At 69.9% G+C, this 15700-nt stretch carries 15 protein-coding genes and 1 pseudogene; 10 read left to right on the top strand and 6 right to left on the bottom strand.

Annotated features, from left to right (window positions below):
* Positions 1–10: 10 nt before the first annotated feature.
* The 6 genes from pyrE to test1122_RS13960 all read left to right on the top strand — a co-directional run bounded on the left by pyrE (position 11) and on the right by test1122_RS13960 (position 5370).
* The gene (gene pyrE, locus test1122_RS13935) at positions 11–550 is read left to right on the top strand and encodes an orotate phosphoribosyltransferase (RefSeq protein ID WP_232269499.1); all 540 of its coding nucleotides are present in this window, start codon (positions 11–13) and stop codon (positions 548–550) included.
* 190 nt (positions 551–740) lie between these two features.
* The gene (gene fbaA, locus test1122_RS13940; protein ID WP_232269500.1) at positions 741–1763 is read left to right on the top strand and encodes a class II fructose-bisphosphate aldolase; all 1023 of its coding nucleotides are present in this window, start codon (positions 741–743) and stop codon (positions 1761–1763) included.
* A gap of 89 nt (positions 1764–1852) precedes the next feature.
* Positions 1853–2266, top strand: coding sequence for a DUF3151 domain-containing protein (locus test1122_RS13945; protein ID WP_232269501.1), 414 nt, complete (start codon positions 1853–1855; stop codon positions 2264–2266).
* 78 nt (positions 2267–2344) lie between these two features.
* Positions 2345–3157, top strand: a complete 813-nt coding sequence (locus test1122_RS13950) for a tryptophan 2,3-dioxygenase family protein (RefSeq protein ID WP_232269502.1) — start codon at positions 2345–2347, stop codon at positions 3155–3157.
* 264 nt (positions 3158–3421) lie between these two features.
* Positions 3422–4657, top strand: coding sequence for a kynureninase (gene kynU, locus test1122_RS13955; RefSeq protein WP_232269503.1), 1236 nt, complete (start codon positions 3422–3424; stop codon positions 4655–4657).
* A gap of 5 nt (positions 4658–4662) precedes the next feature.
* Positions 4663–5370, top strand: coding sequence for an alpha/beta hydrolase family protein (locus test1122_RS13960; RefSeq protein WP_232271900.1), 708 nt, complete (start codon positions 4663–4665; stop codon positions 5368–5370).
* Here test1122_RS13960 and test1122_RS13965 read toward each other — a convergent pair.
* The 4 genes and pseudogenes from test1122_RS13965 to test1122_RS13980 form a co-directional block, all read right to left on the bottom strand.
* The gene (locus tag test1122_RS13965; RefSeq protein WP_232269504.1) at positions 5336–6208 is read right to left on the bottom strand and encodes a hypothetical protein; all 873 of its coding nucleotides are present in this window, start codon (positions 6206–6208) and stop codon (positions 5336–5338) included. The genes test1122_RS13960 and test1122_RS13965 overlap by 35 nt on opposite strands.
* Positions 6205–7494: a glycosyltransferase family 4 protein gene (locus tag test1122_RS13970; RefSeq protein ID WP_232269505.1), complete on the bottom strand. Its 1290-nt coding sequence runs from the start codon at positions 7492–7494 to the stop codon at positions 6205–6207. Before test1122_RS13970 ends, test1122_RS13965 begins: the two co-directional genes overlap by 4 nt.
* Before the next feature lie 230 nt (positions 7495–7724).
* Positions 7725–8063 (bottom strand): XRE family transcriptional regulator, encoded by a 339-nt coding sequence (locus tag test1122_RS13975; RefSeq protein ID WP_232269506.1) that lies wholly within the window; start codon positions 8061–8063, stop codon positions 7725–7727.
* Between the two features lie 100 nt (positions 8064–8163).
* A pseudogene (locus test1122_RS13980) lies at positions 8164–8469 on the bottom strand (type II toxin-antitoxin system RelE/ParE family toxin); the annotation flags it as partial.
* An 88-nt stretch (positions 8470–8557) separates the two neighbouring features.
* Here test1122_RS13980 and test1122_RS13985 point away from each other — a divergent pair.
* A complete protein-coding gene (locus tag test1122_RS13985) occupies positions 8558–9781 on the top strand; it encodes a cytochrome P450 (RefSeq protein WP_232269507.1) in 1224 nt (407 codons plus the stop codon).
* 360 nt (positions 9782–10141) lie between these two features.
* On the opposite strand, the gene test1122_RS13990 is transcribed toward test1122_RS13985, so the two are convergent.
* Entirely contained in the window at positions 10142–11428 is a 1287-nt protein-coding gene (locus test1122_RS13990; RefSeq protein ID WP_232269508.1) for an adenylosuccinate synthase, read from the bottom strand.
* 135 nt (positions 11429–11563) lie between these two features.
* Here test1122_RS13990 and test1122_RS13995 point away from each other — a divergent pair, with 135 nt between their 5' ends.
* Positions 11564–12379 carry a diacylglycerol kinase gene (locus test1122_RS13995; RefSeq protein WP_232269509.1) on the top strand — a complete coding sequence of 272 codons (816 nt, stop codon included), beginning with the start codon at positions 11564–11566 and terminating at the stop codon, positions 12377–12379.
* Here test1122_RS13995 and test1122_RS14000 read toward each other — a convergent pair.
* A complete protein-coding gene (locus test1122_RS14000) occupies positions 12347–12883 on the bottom strand; it encodes a GbsR/MarR family transcriptional regulator (RefSeq protein WP_232269510.1) in 537 nt (178 codons plus the stop codon). The genes test1122_RS13995 and test1122_RS14000 overlap by 33 nt on opposite strands.
* 94 nt (positions 12884–12977) lie before the next feature.
* Here test1122_RS14000 and test1122_RS14005 point away from each other — a divergent pair, with 94 nt between their 5' ends.
* On the top strand, positions 12978–13955 hold the full coding sequence (locus test1122_RS14005; RefSeq protein ID WP_232269511.1) for an ABC transporter ATP-binding protein: 978 nt from the start codon (positions 12978–12980) through the stop codon (positions 13953–13955).
* Complete coding sequence (locus test1122_RS14010) at positions 13952–15610, top strand: ABC transporter permease (protein ID WP_232269512.1); 1659 nt, start codon at positions 13952–13954, stop codon at positions 15608–15610. Before test1122_RS14005 ends, test1122_RS14010 begins: the two co-directional genes overlap by 4 nt.
* The last annotated feature ends 90 nt before the right edge of the window (positions 15611–15700 follow it).

Genomic DNA, 15700 nt, shown 5'->3' on the forward strand with positions numbered 1-15700 from the left:
GCTCATTCCCATGAGCGACGTTCGTGCTGAGCTGCTGCGGCAGATCAAGGAAAAGGCCGTGGTGCACGGCAAGGTGACCCTCTCCTCCGGGGCGGAGGCGGACTTCTATGTCGATCTGCGCCGGATCACCCTCGATGGCGAGGCCGCACCGCTGACCGGTCAGGTCATGCTCGACCTGACCGCCGATCTGGACTATGACGCGGTCGGTGGGCTCACGCTGGGCGCCGACCCGGTGGCCGCCTCGATGCTGCACGCCGCCGCCGCTCGCGGACAGCGGCTGGACGCCTTCGTCGTACGGAAGGCGGGCAAGGCGCACGGGCTGCAGCGGCGGATCGAGGGACCGGACATCAAGGGCCGTCGAGTGCTGATCGTCGAGGACACCTCGACCACCGGGGGCTCACCCCTGACCGCCGTGGAGGCCGCCCGGGAGGCGGGCGCTGAGGTCGTCGCGGTCGCCACGATCGTGGAGCGGAGCGCGGCGCGGGCCATGGCGGAGGCGGGCCTGGAGTACCGCTACGCCTACGACCTCAAGGCCCTCGACCTGGCCTGACCGGGTCCGGCCAGCGGTTTCACGTGAAACCGCTGGCGCGCCCGCCCGTGCCTTGGCGAACCGGGGAATCCAGGCGGACTGGAGCATCCGAGCGCGTCTGGGAAGATGGGTTTGACGATGACGTCGCCCCAAGGTCAGGGCCCAGCTCGCACCCATACGCACACCCGCACATCTCACAAGGAGCGGACAGATGCCCATCGCAACCCCCGAGGTCTATAACGAGATGCTCGACCGGGCGAAGGCAGGCAAGTTCGCCTACCCGGCCATCAACGTCACCTCGACTCAGACCCTGCATGCGGCACTGCGGGGCTTCGCCGAGGCCGAGAGCGACGGCATCGTTCAGATCTCCACCGGTGGTGCGGAGTTCCTGGGCGGCCAGTACAGCAAGGACATGGTCACCGGCGCGGTCGCGCTGGCCGAGTTCGCGCACATCGTCGCCAAGAAGTACCCGGTGAACATCGCCCTGCACACCGACCACTGCCCCAAGGACAAGCTCGACGGCTATGTCCGCCCGCTGATCGAGGTCTCCCGGGAACGGGTGGCCGCCGGTCAGAACCCGCTCTTCCAGTCCCATATGTGGGACGGATCCGCCGAGACGCTCGCGGACAACCTGGAGATCGGCCAGGAGCTGCTGGCCGCGGCCGCCGCCGCCAAGATCATCCTTGAGGTCGAGATCACCCCGACCGGTGGTGAGGAAGACGGTGTCACCCACGAGATCAACGACGAGCTGTACACCACCGTCGACGACGCGCTGCGTACCGCCGAAGCGCTGGGCCTGGGCGAGAAGGGCCGCTACCTGCTCGCCGCCTCCTTCGGCAATGTCCACGGCGTCTACAAGCCGGGCAATGTCGTCCTCCGCCCCGAGCTCCTCAAGGACCTCCAGGAGGGCGTCGCCGCCAAGCACGGCAAGCAGAACCCGTTCGACTTCGTCTTCCACGGCGGCTCCGGCTCCACCGAGCAGGAGATCGCGACCGCGCTGGAGAACGGCGTGGTCAAGATGAACCTGGACACGGACACCCAGTACGCCTTCACCCGCCCGGTCGCGGACCACATGTTCCGTAACTACGACGGCGTCCTGAAGGTCGACGGCGAGGTCGGCAACAAGAAGACCTACGACCCGCGCAGCTGGGGCAAGCTCGCCGAGGCCTCCATGGCCGAGCGGGTGCAGAAGGCCTGCGCCGACCTGCGCGCCACCGGCACCAAGCTGAAGTAAGCACGCTGCAGTAAGCACATATCCGCATTGCGAAAGGGTCCGGCACCCGCCGGGCCCTTTCGCCTGCCCGGCACGGCACACTTGGACGTATGGCCATTCACGAGAACCTCCTCGGGGGACCGCCCCCGACCCACCTCCCCGACGACCCGGAGCCGCGCGAGCTGCTCGCGTCGGGCGCCGCGCCCGCCGATGTCGCCGCAAAATACCCGACCTCCTCCCTGGCCTGGGCCCAGCTCGCGGACGACGCCTTCGAGGCCGGGCGTCCAGTCGAGTCCTACGCCTACGCCCGCACCGGCTATCACCGCGGGCTGGACGCCCTCCGCCGCAGCGGCTGGAAGGGGCATGGCCCGGTGCCGTTCGAGCACGAGCCGAACCGCGGCTTCCTCCGCGCTCTGCACGCCCTGGCCCGCGCCGCTCAGGCCATCGGCGAGCAGGACGAGTACGAGCGCTGCTCCACCTTCCTCAAGGAGAGCTCGCCCACCGCGGCGGCGACCCTGTCCTGAGCCCTTGCCGTCACCGGGCCCGCCAGAGATGATCTCTGGAGAGCCCGGTGACCCCGGGTGAGGCATTGAGGAGAAGCCATGTCGGAGACCCCGAACCTGGATTTCGCAGGTACGACCCCCTACGAGGACTACGTACAGGCTGATGTCCTCACCCACCTCCAGCACCCGCTCTCCGAGGACCCCGGAGAGATGGTGTTCCTGGTGACCACGCAGGTCATGGAGCTGTGGTTCACCGTCATCGTGCATGAGTGGCAGACCGCCGCCCAGGCGCTGCGCAGAAACGACCTGCGCGCCGCGCTGGAAGCCCTGAAGCGTTCCGCCTACGAGCTGGAGTCGCTCAACGCTTCCTGGAAGCCGCTGGCCCACCTCACTCCCGCGCAGTTCAACTCCTACCGCTCCGCCCTCGGCGAAGGCTCCGGCTTTCAGTCGGCGATGTACCGCCGGATGGAATTCCTGCTTGGCGAGAAGTCCGCGTCGATGCTCGTACCGCACCGTGGCGCACCGCGCGTCCACGATGAGCTGGAGAAGGCGCTGCACGAGCCCAGCCTCTACGACGAGGTGCTGGGCTATCTCGCCCGCCAGGGCGCCGGTATCCCGGAGCGGGTACTGAGCCGCGACATCACCCAGCGCTATGAGCCCGACCCGGACGTCGAGGCCGCCTGGGCCCGTATCTACGCCGGTGACCCCGACACCGGCCCCGCCCGCCTCGGCGAGGCGCTGACCGAGGTCGCCGAGCTGGTGTGGCGCTGGCGTAACGACCACTTGGTCGCCACCCGCCGCGCGATGGGCGCCAAGGCCGGGACCGGTGGCTCCGCGGGCGTGGCCTGGCTGGAGAAACGTGCCAGCAAGAACGTCTTCCCGGAGCTGTGGACGGCGAGAAGCCAGGTCTAGGAACCCCGTCACGGGGTGGGCGTAGTCGCCTTGGCTGGTGTGGGTGGTGGGTTGCCTTGCGGGGTTGGGCTCGGTTACGAGCCCGGGGAAGCGCACGATGAAGGAACCCCGTCACGGGGTGGGCGTAGTCGTCGTGGCTGGTGTGGGTGGTGGGTTGCCTTGCGGGGTTGGGCTGGGTTACGAGCCCGGTGGAGCGCACGATGAAAAGGTGTGGGTCTGGGGCGGTGGCCCCGCTTCGAAGTGGACGAAAGGTTGGTGGTTGTGGTGAGCAGTGGCCTGCCTGCCGGAGTGAGCCTGCGTGCGGAGGCGGCGTGGCTGGACGCAGCCGACCAGCTCGCCGGCGTCCGTGACCGCTTCGTGCTCGATGAGACCACCGTCTACCTCGACGGCAACTCCCTGGGCGCCCTCCCGGCCACCGTCCCCGACCGGGTCGCCGATGTCATCGCCCGGGAGTGGGGCGAGCTGCGTATCCGCTCCTGGACCGAGTCCGGCTGGTGGGAGGCGCCCGAGCGGATCGGGGACCGTATCGCACCGCTGATCGGCGCGGCACCCGGCCAGGTCGTGGTGGGCGACTCGACCTCCGTCAATGTCTTCAAGGCCGTCGTAGCCGCCGTACGTCTCGCGGCGGCGGACTCTCGCTCTCGCTCCCGCTCCCGCTCCCGCGACGAAATCCTGGTCGACGCCACCACCTTCCCCACCGACGGCTATATCGCCGAGTCCGCCGCCCGGATGACCGGCCGCACCGTACGGCCCGTAGCCCCCGCCGAGATGCCCGGGGCCGTCGGCCCGCGTACCGCCGCCGTCCTCGTCAACCATGTCGACTACCGCAGCGGCGAGCTCTACGACCTGCCCGCCATCACCGCCGCCACCCACGCCGCGGGCGCGTATCTCGTCGCGGACCTGTGCCACAGCGCGGGCGCGCTCCCCGTCGGCCTCGACGAGCACGGCATCGACTTCGCCATCGGGTGCACCTACAAGTACCTCAACGGCGGCCCGGGCTCCCCCGCGTATCTCTATGTGCGCCGCGAGCACCAGCCCCGCTTTGACTCCCCGCTCCCCGGCTGGAACTCCCACCGCGACCCCTTCGCCATGACCCCCGACTACGCCCCTGCCGAGGGCCCGGCCCGGGGCCGGGTCGGGACGCCGGACATCCTCTCCATGCTGGCGCTCGAAGCCGCGCTGGAGGTGTGGCAGGACGTGGACATCGCAGCCGTACGCACCAAGTCGCTGGCCGTCACGGACTTCTTCCTCCGCTGCGTCGAGGCCAGCGCACCCGCCGCACGGGTCGCCCCCCTCACCCCGGCCGATCACACCCGTCGCGGCAGCCAGATCTCCCTGCGCTGTGCGGACGCGAAGCGGGTCATGGGCGAGCTGATCGCCCGTCGCGTCGTCGGCGACTTCCGCGAACCGGACGTCTTGCGCTTTGGATTCACCCCGCTGTACACCTCATTCACCGATGCGGAGCGTGCCGCGCGGGTACTGGGGGAGGTCGTGTCGTGAGCCAGATGGAGCAGTCGGCCCTGATGGAGCTGGCGTCGGTGGAGCCGGGGAGCACGGAGAGCTACGGGAAGCACCCTTCCCAGGTCATAGACCGGTACGGGAAGGGGTCCGGGCCCCGGGTGACCGTGCTGCACGGCGGCTACTGGCGGGAGACCTACGACCGTACCCACCTCTCACCCTTCGCCGCCGCGCTCGCCGCCCAGGGCTTCTCCGTCGAACTGGTCGAGTACCGCCGCGTGGGTGGCGGGGGAGGCTGGCCGCAGACCGCCGAGGACATCGAGGCCGCCCTCACCCACCTCGGCGGCCCGCCCAAGGTGCTGCTGGGCCACTCCGCGGGCGGCCAGCTCGCGCTCTGGGCGGCGGCGACACGGGACCGGGCGGCGGACCGGGTGATCGCGGTGGCCCCCATCGCGGACCTCTCCCGCGCCTACGATCTGGGGCTCAGCGACGGCGCGGTAACCGACTTCCTCGGCGGCCAGGCTTTTGTCGCCGAACGGCTCCCGGAGGCCGACCCCATGCGGCTGCTGCCCCGGGTCCCGGTGGAGGTCGTGCACGGCACGGCGGACCTGGACGTCCCCATCGAGCTCTCCCGCCGCTACGCCAACAACTGGGGCGCCCGCCTCCAGCTCCTCCCCGGCACCGGCCACTTCGCGCCCTTCCACCCCACCAAACCGGCCTTCAATGTCCTGCTGGACATGATCCGCCGCGCGTGACCACGGACAGATTGTTCTCCACCGTGTAATACGGGCGCAGTTGCAACCGGCGAGTGCCGCTGCCCGCCACCGGCACGGTCATCGACGGGAGAGTGAGTACCCGCTTCTTGTCATGGATGTCGTCCAGGATCCGGCCCAGTCGGCAAGCGGTCTCACCCACCCGTACGTACAGATCCCACACGACCTCGCCGCCCTCCCCGCCGCGCCACTGCGCCGGGGTGACGGTGAACCGGTAGGCATACGCGCCAGTCCGCTCCCCTTCGACTTCAGCGCCGCCGTCCCCCGCCGACGCCTCGCCCCGGCGCCGCAGCTCAAGCGTGGCCTCACCGGCATCCGCACCGGCATCCGCAGCGAACCCGTGCAGGGCGGCGTTGACGGTCAGGGTGCCGTTCGCCGCCACGTGCAGCTCGCCCGCCTCGGCGTGCCGCTCCCGTTCCCATACCCGCAGGGCCAGGGTGCCGTCGCCGGTACGGTAGGGCAGCCGGACCAGCAGCGGGCCGGGGCCGTTCGCCCGCTGCGGTGACAGCAGTTGCCGGGTATCGAGCACTCCCGCACCGGACAGCGGTCGCGGCTCCTGGCCCGGGGTGGCCAGGAGGAGGTCCCAGTGACCCTCGCGCAAGAGCCCAGGGGCGGGCGGCAGTACGGCCTGAACACGCTCACCCTGCGCGACCGGGCGCCCTGCCAGGTCCGCCAGCACGGTTTCGCACGCCAGCCGCAGCTGCGCCGTGGCACGGCCGCGGTGCCGAAGCAGCAGCTCCGCCCCCTCGACGGCCGTACGGTCCCTGTGCAGCTGCACGGTCATCGCACGGTCCTCGGCGATACGGCAGTCGGCGATCACAGCAGGATTCCTCTCTCCACGCGGGTGCGCGTGAGCGCCCGGCCTGCGCGGCGCAACGCCCCCCGCGCCAGCAGCCTGGACGTGGCGGCATGCACCCGGAACCGCCCCACCAGGCCCGGGGCGTGAGCCATATCCCCGGCCCGGTCGGCTGCCAGCTCACCGATAAGCCGCTCGTACCGCCCGGCGACCTCCTCGGGCGCGAACCGTTCAGTGGCCCGCTGCCGTGCCGCCTGCCCCATACGGGTGCGCAGCTCCTGGTCGCCCATCAGCTCACGCAGCGCGTCGGCGAAGGCGCCCACGTTGTCGCGCGGCACCAGCCGTCCGTTCTCCCGGTCCTGGATAATCTCGGCCGGGCCATGCGGGCAGTCGGTGCTGACAACCGGAAGCCCGCAGCGCATCGCTTCGACGATGGTCATACCGAAGGACTCATGCGCGGAGGTCACCGCAGCGATCGAGCCCTTGACCCACTCGGCCTCAATGGGTATGGCGGGCCCCATCAGCAGCACCCGATTGTGCAGTCCCCGGCACTGGATGTACGAGCCAAGGGTCTTACGCGCTTCTCCCTCCCCGTAGATGCGCAGCGTCCAGTCGGGAAAGTCCGGGCTGACCCGCGCGAAGGCATCGACGAGCATGCCGTACCGTTTCGTCCGCACGATCCGCCCGGCGGCGACGACCATGCGCGCACTGCCATCCGCCGGGGCAATATCCGGATTCGGCACGGAGTTGGGGATGGCCAGCACCCGGGTGCCGGAAAGATGCATTCCGCTACGGTGGCAGCGCGCATCGGCCTCCGTCATGGTGACCAGCGCGTCCAACCCCCGGTAATGTTCCTGCAGTTCAATCCGCAGCCGGTGCGGATGGCCGTCATGGGTGAGATGTTCCTGCCCGATACGGACCGCCTGCCGGGGGCCGAACCGGGCGAGCAGCGCGTTCAGCCCCGCCCGGGTGCCAATGACGACGTCGCTCTCGGCCCGCCCGAACCAGTCAAGTATCCGCTGCTCAGCCAGCCGGTGATACTGATGAGCCCGGCTGTCACCCTTCGGGAACACACTCCCCGGTACGCGCGACAGCGGGTCAGCCATATCGGCCGACCCCTTTCGCCGGTCCACCAGCGGCGTGACCGGAATCCCGGGAAACTCCGCGAGCTGAGGCGTTTCCCGGTGCCGGAACACCGAGACCAGCTCCACGTCATGCCCCCGCTCGGCCAGCGAGCGGGCCAGGGTAAATGTGGTCCGGGATGTGCCGCCGACGGCGTAGGCATTGTGCAGCAAGAGCGTGATCCGCAAGTGAACTTCCCCGTTCGGTGGGCTATGGATACGAGCGTGGCCGTCATGGAATGGGAGGAGGTCAACCTCCGCGCACACGGCCCCGCATCGCGCACCTTACAAGGACGGAACGGACCTTCGTGAAAAGGGAGTTCAGGTAGGCAGAAAATATGCTGCCGCCTGTTGAGATGGCAATCCCGCGTTATACCGGAATCAGTAACTCCGCACGCGCCGTGCTGTCACCACCTGCGTCAGGCGACGGTGTACTCCGTGTCGCCGAAGTCCGCCACGACCCGCAGTTTGCCGCCGAGTGCCTCGACATAGGAGCGCAATGTGGCCACTTCAGTGCGGTCGATCTCGCCATGCTCTATGGCGGAGACCCGGGGAGCCGAGACACCCATCGTCTTCGCGACCCCGCGCTGGGTCAGAGCTTGGTCCTGGCGGATCTCGGCGAGCTTGTAGGCGCGGATCTCCGCGTCCAGCCGCTCCATGGCGGCCCGCTTCTCTTCTGCGGTACGCACGGGCAGCCCAGCTGCCTCTCGACGCTCGTAGACCTGTCGCTTCACGTCTTCCCAACGGACAGTGTTCATTCGTACTCCCGGGTGTCGAGCTCTGCGAGGTGGCTCTGGGGTAGCGCTTTTCGGCGATGGGGATATTGACGTCGTACCACCCGTTCCAGTTACCTGCTTTGTCTCCAGCGACGAGCAGTACTGCCCGGCGGACAGGGTCGAAGGCGAAGAGGATACGGATCTCCGCGACGCCGGCGGACCCTGGACGTAGCTCCTTCATGTGGTGCTGTTCCGAGCCCTTGATCCGGTCTACCAGCGGCCGACCGAGAGTGGGTCCGGTCGCAGCAAGCTTCTCGATTGCGTCCTCTACCTGCTCGGCGCTGTTCCAGTCCTCCTGCGCTAGTGCGTCGAACCAGGCAGCTACCTCTGCCACCAGGACCACTTCCCATTGAGCCATGAGGCAGAAGTTAACGCAAGCGTTAACCATGGCGTGCCGTCCTCGGTGATCTTCACCCGAACGTGCGGCGGGCGGCGCCGCCCTTGGCGCGGTGGGCTGGGGCGTCTAGCGTCGCGCCATGAGCAGCGAGGCCGTATCTGGTGCGGAATTCGACCCGTGGTCGCCCGAGTTCGTCGCCGATCCGTATCCCGCATACGCGGCGTTGCGGGAGCGTGGGCGGGCGCACTGGTTTGAGCGGTCCCAGCAGTGGTTGATCCCGCGTTATGCGGATGTCAGCGCCCTGCTGCGGGACCGGCGGCTTGGGCGGACGTATCTGCACCGGTTTACGCATGAGGAGTTCGGCCAGACTCCGCCGCCCGCCGGGCAGGAGCCGTTCCACACCCTCAACGACCATGGGCTGCTTGAGCTGGAGCCGCCGGACCACACCCGGATCCGGCGGCTGGTCGGGAAGGCGTTTACGCCCAGGACGGTGGAGCGGCTGGCGCCCACCGTGCGGCGGCTGGCCGAGGGGTTGGTCGATGACCTCGCGGCCGATGGCGGTGGGGATCTGATCGAACGGATCGCGGAGCCGTTGCCGGTGGCGGTGATCGCCGAGATGCTCGGTATTCCGGTGGCGGACCGGCCGTTGCTGCGGCCCTGGTCGGCGGATATCTGCGGGATGTTCGAGCTGAATCCGCGGGAGGAGACCGCGCGGCGGGCGGTGCGGGCCTCCGAGGAGTTCTCGGCGTATCTGCGGGAACTGATCGCTGTACGGCGCCGGGCGCCCGGCGAGGATCTGATCAGCGCGCTCATCGCCGCGCACGATGCGGAGGACCGGCTCTCCGAGCAGGAGATGATCTCCACCTGCGTGCTGCTGCTGAACGCCGGGCACGAGGCGACGGTGGGAACCACGGGAAATGGGTGGTGGAGCCTCTTCCGGAACCCCGGCGAACTGGCCCGGCTTCGGGCGGACCCGGGGCTGCTGCCGGGGGCGGTGGAGGAGCTGATGCGCTTTGACACGCCGCTGCAGATGTTCGAGCGATGGGTGCTGGATGACATCGAGGTGGGCGGGACCACAATTCCGCGTGGCGCGGAGGTCGCCCTGCTCTTCGGCTCGGCGAACCGGGATCCGGCCCGGTTCGCCGACCCGGACCGGCTGGATCTGGGGCGCCGGGACAACCCGCACCTGAGTTTCGGTGCGGGCATCCACTACTGCCTGGGTGCCCCGCTGGCCCGCGTTGAGCTGGCCGCGTCCTTCGGCGCGCTGCTCCGCCGGGCACCGACGCTGCGGCTCGCGGCGGAGCCGCAGTGGCGGTCGGGGTACGTCATCCGGGGACTGCGGGAGCTGTGGGTCGAGGTCTGAGGTGGTTTTCCCCAGCCCCGCCCCTTCCCGAAACTGGGGCTTGGCCCCCAGACCCCCAGTGCTGTGGGCACTCGCAGCCCCGCGAGGGGCTGTGGGTGGGCACAACACCGGCCACCGGCCCGCACCGCCAAACCCCGGGGCGAAGCCCCGGTTTCCGGGAAGGGGCGGGATACGGGGGCACCCACCCACGGCACGCCCGAAGCCGGGCGGAGCGAGGCGAAACCCCGCCGCGCGGCGGAGACGCGTATCGGTACAGCCAGGAAGGTCGGGGCACCTCCTGGGGGAGGTAGCTGGGGGACGCCTACCCCCGGCACCCCTGGCGCGGGCCGGTGAGCCTGCGCCAGGGGTGCCGGGGACGGGTCAGTCCAGGAACGAGTTGATCTGGATCGTCTCGTCGCGGCCGGGGCCGACGCCGATCGCGGAGATCGGGGCGCCGGACATCTCCTCCAGCGCCTTCACGTAGGCCTGGGCGTTCTTCGGCAGGTCGGAGAAGGACTTCGCCTTGGTGATGTCCTCCGACCAGCCCGGCAGGAACTCATAGACCGGCTTCGCGTGATGGAAATCACTCTGGCTGTACGGCAGCTCCTCGACCCGCTTGCCCTCGATCTCGTAGGCGACACAGACCGGGATCTGCTCCCAGCCGGTGAGCACATCGAGCTTGGTCAGAAAGAAGTCGGTGAGGCCGTTGACCCGGGTCGCATAGCGGGCGATCACCGCGTCGAACCAGCCGCAGCGGCGGTCCCGGCCGGTGGTGACGCCGCGCTCGCCGCCGATGGTGCGCAGCGCCTCGCCGTCCTTGTCGAGGAGCTCGGTGGGGAACGGACCGGCGCCGACGCGGGTGGTGTACGCCTTGAGGATGCCGATGACCCGGCTGATCTTCGTCGGGCCCACGCCCGCGCCCGTGCAGGCGCCGCCCGCGGTGGGGTTGGAAGAGGTGACGAAGGGGTACGTGCCGTGGTCGACATCGAGCAGGGTGCCCTGGCCGCCCTCGAAGAGGACGACCTTGCCGTCGTCGATGGCGTTGTTCAGGATCAGCGTGGTGTCGCAGACACAGCCGGCCAGCTGGTCGGCGTAGCCCAGCAGCTCCTCGACGACCTGCTCCGGCTTGATCGAGCGGCGGTTGTAGAGCTTGGCGAGGACCTGGTTCTTGAAGTCGAGGGCCGCCTCGACCTTCTGCCGCAGGATCGACTCGTCGAAGAGGTCCTGGACCCGGATACCCACCCGGTTGATCTTGTCCGCGTAGGTCGGGCCGATACCTCGTCCCGTGGTGCCGATCTTGCGCTTTCCGAGGAAGCGTTCCGTCACCTTGTCGACCTCGGTGTGGTACGGCGTGATCAGGTGCGCGTTACCACTGAGCAGCAGCTTGGAGGTGTCGACGCCACGCTGCTGCAGCCCGCTCAGCTCGGAGAGCAGGACCGCGGGGTCGACGACGACACCATTGCCGATAACCGGGGTGCAGCCGGGGGAGAGGATCCCGGAGGGGAGGAGATGCAGCGCGTATTTCTGGTCGCCGACGACGACCGTGTGGCCGGCGTTGTTGCCGCCCTGGAAGCGCACCACATAGTCCACGGAGCCGCCGAGCAGGTCGGTGGCCTTTCCCTTGCCCTCATCACCCCACTGAGCACCGAGCAGCACAAGTGCGGGCACAGGCGTACACCCCTTCCGGGCGGGGCATGTCCAACGTGCGTAGAGCCGCGGACCGGGTGCCCCGGATAGACGAAGCCCCTGGCGCAACAGCGACAGGGGCTCTTGCACCGAGAGGTTACCTGAGGAAGGACGAAGGTGTCGGCTCCAGACCTGCTCGTGGTCGTCGATCCGGCTGCCCGGCGCATAGACGGCGAGTCCGTACGGATCGCGAAGGACGTGCTGTGCGCGGGTGCGCCCGGCGCGAAAGTGTGCCTCCCCGAGGGCCGGGAGGATGTCGCTCGGGCGCTCGCCCGGCGCGGCAGCCGGCAGCCGGTGGTGGTCGGCGATGACCGGGCACTGCTGTGCGCGGTGGAGCTGCTGCACCGGGACCGGGCGCTGGCGGATGCCGCGCTGGCGGTGGTGCCGGTGGGGGCGGCCGGGGCGGTCGCGCTGGCCCACGGGCTGGGCGTGCCGCTGGATGTGGTGACCGCGGCGCGGGCGGTGCTGGCCGGGGTGGAGCGGCGGCTTGACCTGCTGGTCGACGACTGTGACGCGGTGGTGCTGGGCGGACTGCGTATTCCGGCCGCCCGGAAGGCACCGGGACAGCCGGGGCAGCCGGGACATTCGGGGCCGCCGGGGGTACGCGGTGCGCTGAGCCGGTGCGCCTCGCTGGTACGGCCGTCCTGGCCACCGTCGCCGCTGCTGCCCCGGCTGCGGGTGGAGGCGGACGGGGTGGTGCTGGCGGAGCCGGGGAGTCCGGTGGCGGAGGTGTCCGTGTCGACACAGACCGGGGGTGCGGGCGGCGGTCTGGCCGATGTGGTGGTGCGGCGGGCGGCCGTGGGGTTCCAGAAGTCCGGGTCCTCGCTGGTACGGGCCCGGGCGCGGGCCGTCACCGTTTCCGGGCCGGATTTCCATCCCCGTACCTGGACGGTGGCGCCGTCAGCCCTCCGGCTGACCGTCCCCGGGAGCTGAGGAGCCCCGCTGCTCCAGCCGGTGCTGGTGCCAGCGCTCCATCAGAGAGCTGAGCTCCTTGCGCATGAACTCGAAGAACTCCGCCGTCTCGGCCAGCCGGTGACCGGCGGGGGTGTCGGGGCCAAGGGCGTCGATGCCCGCCTTGAAGGTGCTCATCCAGCGGCCTATGACGGCGTCGCGGTTGGTCAGCGCCTCGTACCAGACGTCCGCGTGCACCCGGTAGCGCTCGCGCCGGGAGCCGGGCACGCGCTCGCGGGTGACCATATGGACCTGGGCGAGATAGCGAACCGCGCCGGAGACCGCGGCCGGGCTGATCTGCAGCCGCTCGGCGAGCTCGGCGGAGCTGAGTGCTCCGGAGTCGGAGGCGAGAAGGCATGCGAAGACGCGCGAGGCCATCCGCTGCATACCGGCTTCGGTGAGATCCGCGGCGAACCGCTCGACGAAGGCCGACACCGCTTCGTCGTATGCGCTGGAATGCTCAGGCTGTTCTTCGTTCTTGGACACCACTTCACCATCCTCCCAGGTGGGGAGCCCGCCTCATGGTTTTTAGCGTTCCATAACCTTCACAAATTTGTGAAGTTAGCGTAGCTTCTCAAGTATGACCACGGCAACCACGGCCACAGCCACCACCACAGCCATCTCCGTATCCGGCCTCGTCAAGACCTTCGGCCGTACACGGGCCCTCGACGGCCTCGACTTCAGCGTTACGGCCGGGGAGGTACACGGCTTCCTCGGCCCCAATGGTGCGGGCAAGTCGACCACCATCCGGGTCCTGCTCGGCCTGCTCCGCGCAGACTCCGGCACGGCCCGGATGCTCGGCCGTGATCCCTGGCACGACGCCGTCGAGCTGCACAAACGCCTCGCATACGTGCCCGGCGACGTGGAGCTCTGGCCCAATCTCACCGGCGGCGAGGCCATCGACCTGCTTGCCCGGCTGCGCGGTGGGATCTCCCGGGAGCGCCGCGATGAGCTCATCGAGCGCTTCGACCTCGACCCCACCAAGAAGGGGCGCAGCTACTCCAAGGGCAACCGGCAGAAGGTCGCCATCGTGGCCGCGCTGGCCTCCGACGCCGAGCTGCTGATCCTGGACGAGCCCACATCGGGGCTCGACCCGCTGATGGAAGTGGTCTTCCAGGACGTCATCTTCCAGGCCAGGGCGGCGGGCAAGACCGTGCTGCTCTCCAGCCATATCCTCGCCCAGGTCGAGAAGCTCGCCGACCGGATCAGCATCATCCGGCTTGGCAAGATCGTCCAGTCCGGGACGCTGAGCGAAATGCGCCACCTCACCCGGACCACGATCGAGGCGGAGACCGAACAGCCGGCCACCGGCTTTCACACGCTTCCCGGGGTGCACGATCTGCGGACCGCGGACGGACGGGTGCGCTTCGCCGTGGACGGCGACCACCTCGATGGCGTCGTACGTCGCCTGGGCGAGCTCGGCCTCCGCAGCCTGACCAGCCATCCGCCGACGCTCGAAGAGCTCATGCTGCGCCACTACGGCGATGAGCTCGCCGAGACCAACGGCAGCGGCAAGGGCAATGGCAGCGGCAACGCCAGCAACGGAGACGTCCGATGACCACCACCGCCCCCGCCCCCAGGGCGCCGGAGCGCGCCGAGCGCGCCGCCGGGGGCGACACCCTGGCCGGAACCGGCGCTCTCCTCCGGTTCGCCCTGCGCCGGGACCGGATCCGCCTCCCGGTCTGGATCCTCGCCCTGTGGCTCGGCACCCTGCTGACGGCCCAGAGCTACCAGGACCTCTACGCCACAGCGGCCGAGCGGCAGTCGGTCGCCGAAACCATGGACAGCCCCGCCGGGCTCGCCATGTCCGGGCCGAGCCGCTATCTGGCCGACTACACCTACGGCTCGATGCTGAGCCACCAGATGCTCGGCTTTGTCACCATCCTGGTGGCGATCATGAGCGTGCTGATCGTCTGCCGGCACACCCGCACCGAGGAGGAGACGGGCCGCGCCGAGCTGGTGCGCTCCACCGTCGTCGGACGGCACGCCTATCTGACGGCCGCGCTGACGGTGGCGCTCCTCGCCAACCTCGCCCTGGCCCTGCTGCTCACCGTGGGCCTGGCCGGGCTGGGGATCGAGGGCATCACCTGGGGCGGCTCCCTGCTCTACGGTGCCGCGCACGCCGCGGTGGGCCTCGTCTTCGCGGCCGTCGCCGCGGTGACCGTGCAGCTCACCGCGCACTCCCGGGGCGCCTCCGGGATGGCGCTCGCGGTGCTCGGCGTCGCCTATGTGCTGCGCGTCTCGGGCGATGTGGGCAGCGACGCGATGGCGTGGCTGTCGCCCATCGGCTGGGCCCAGCGCACCTACGCGTATGTCGACGACCGCTGGTGGCCGCTGCTTCCGGCGCTCGTACTGACCGCGGTCGCCGCCACGGCGGCGTATGCGCTCAGCACCCGCCGGGACGTCGGCGCCGGTCTGCGGGCGGCCCGGCTGGGCCGGGCGACCGCCTCCGAGTGGCTCGTCCACCCGTTCGGCTTCGCGCTGCGGCTGCACCGCGGGCTGCTGACCGGCTTTGGCGCCGGGCTGTTCTTCATGGGCGTCTCGTACGGGTCGATCCTGGGCGAAGCCGAGAAGATGCTGGAGAACGTCACCGCGCTGGAGGAGGCGCTCGATGAGATCGGCGGGGGCTCGGTCGCCGAGTCTTTCGCCTCCATGGCCATGGTCGTGGTCGCGATCGTCGCTTCCATCTATGTGGTGATGGCCGCGCTGCGACCCCGCGCTGAGGAGAGCACGGGCCGGGCCGAGCCACTGCTGGCCACCGCGCTGTCCCGCGCCCGCTGGGCCGGCAGCCACCTGGCCGTCGCCATGACCGGCGGCACCGTGCTGCTGCTCCTGGCCGGTCTCGGCTTCGGTCTGACGGGGGCGGCGTCCGTGGGGGACAGCAGCCTGCTGCCCAGGCTGCTCGGCGCGGCGGTGGCCTACGCACCGGCGCTCTGGGTGACCGCCGGGGTCACGGTGGTGCTCTTCGGCTGGCTGCCACGGGCGAGCGCGGCGGCGTGGCTGGTCGTGGTGTACGCCTTTGTCGTCGGCTATCTGGGGCAGATCCTGCGGTTCCCGGACTGGATGAACAACCTCTCCCCCTTCGGGCACGTACCGCGGCTGCCCGCGGCGTCACTGGACTGGACACCGCTGGTGATCCTCACCGCACTGGCGGCCGCCCTGGTGGCCGTCGGCCTGGCGGGCCTGCGCCGCCGGGACCTGGAGAGCAAGTAGGCGGCACGTAGCCACGCCCACGGTTGGGCCAACGAGACACCCGGCGGGAGGTACAGCGGGTGCGGCGCACCCGGGGCCCTGATCGCATGA

Origin of the sequence: Streptomyces gobiensis (assembly GCF_021216675.1) — a bacterium.
Classification (GTDB): domain Bacteria; phylum Actinomycetota; class Actinomycetes; order Streptomycetales; family Streptomycetaceae; genus Streptomyces; species Streptomyces gobiensis.

Bases quoted from the DNA above. Each gene is read 5' to 3' on its own strand.
- test1122_RS14010 (WP_232269512.1), top strand. From the start codon at position 13,952: ATGACCACCACCGCCCCCGCCCCCAGGGCGCCGGAGCGCGCCGAGCGC.
- test1122_RS13950 (WP_232269502.1), top strand. From the start codon at position 2,345: ATGTCGGAGACCCCGAACCTGGATTTCGCAGGTACGACCCCCTACGAG.
- test1122_RS13985 (WP_232269507.1), top strand. From the start codon at position 8,558: ATGAGCAGCGAGGCCGTATCTGGTGCGGAATTCGACCCGTGGTCGCCC.
- test1122_RS13960 (WP_232271900.1), top strand. From the start codon at position 4,663: ATGGAGCAGTCGGCCCTGATGGAGCTGGCGTCGGTGGAGCCGGGGAGC.
- test1122_RS13945 (WP_232269501.1), top strand. From the start codon at position 1,853: ATGGCCATTCACGAGAACCTCCTCGGGGGACCGCCCCCGACCCACCTC.
- test1122_RS14005 (WP_232269511.1), top strand. From the start codon at position 12,978: ATGACCACGGCAACCACGGCCACAGCCACCACCACAGCCATCTCCGTA.
- test1122_RS13975 (WP_232269506.1), bottom strand. From the start codon at position 8,063: ATGAACACTGTCCGTTGGGAAGACGTGAAGCGACAGGTCTACGAGCGT.
- pyrE (WP_232269499.1), top strand. From the start codon at position 11: ATGAGCGACGTTCGTGCTGAGCTGCTGCGGCAGATCAAGGAAAAGGCC.
- fbaA (WP_232269500.1), top strand. From the start codon at position 741: ATGCCCATCGCAACCCCCGAGGTCTATAACGAGATGCTCGACCGGGCG.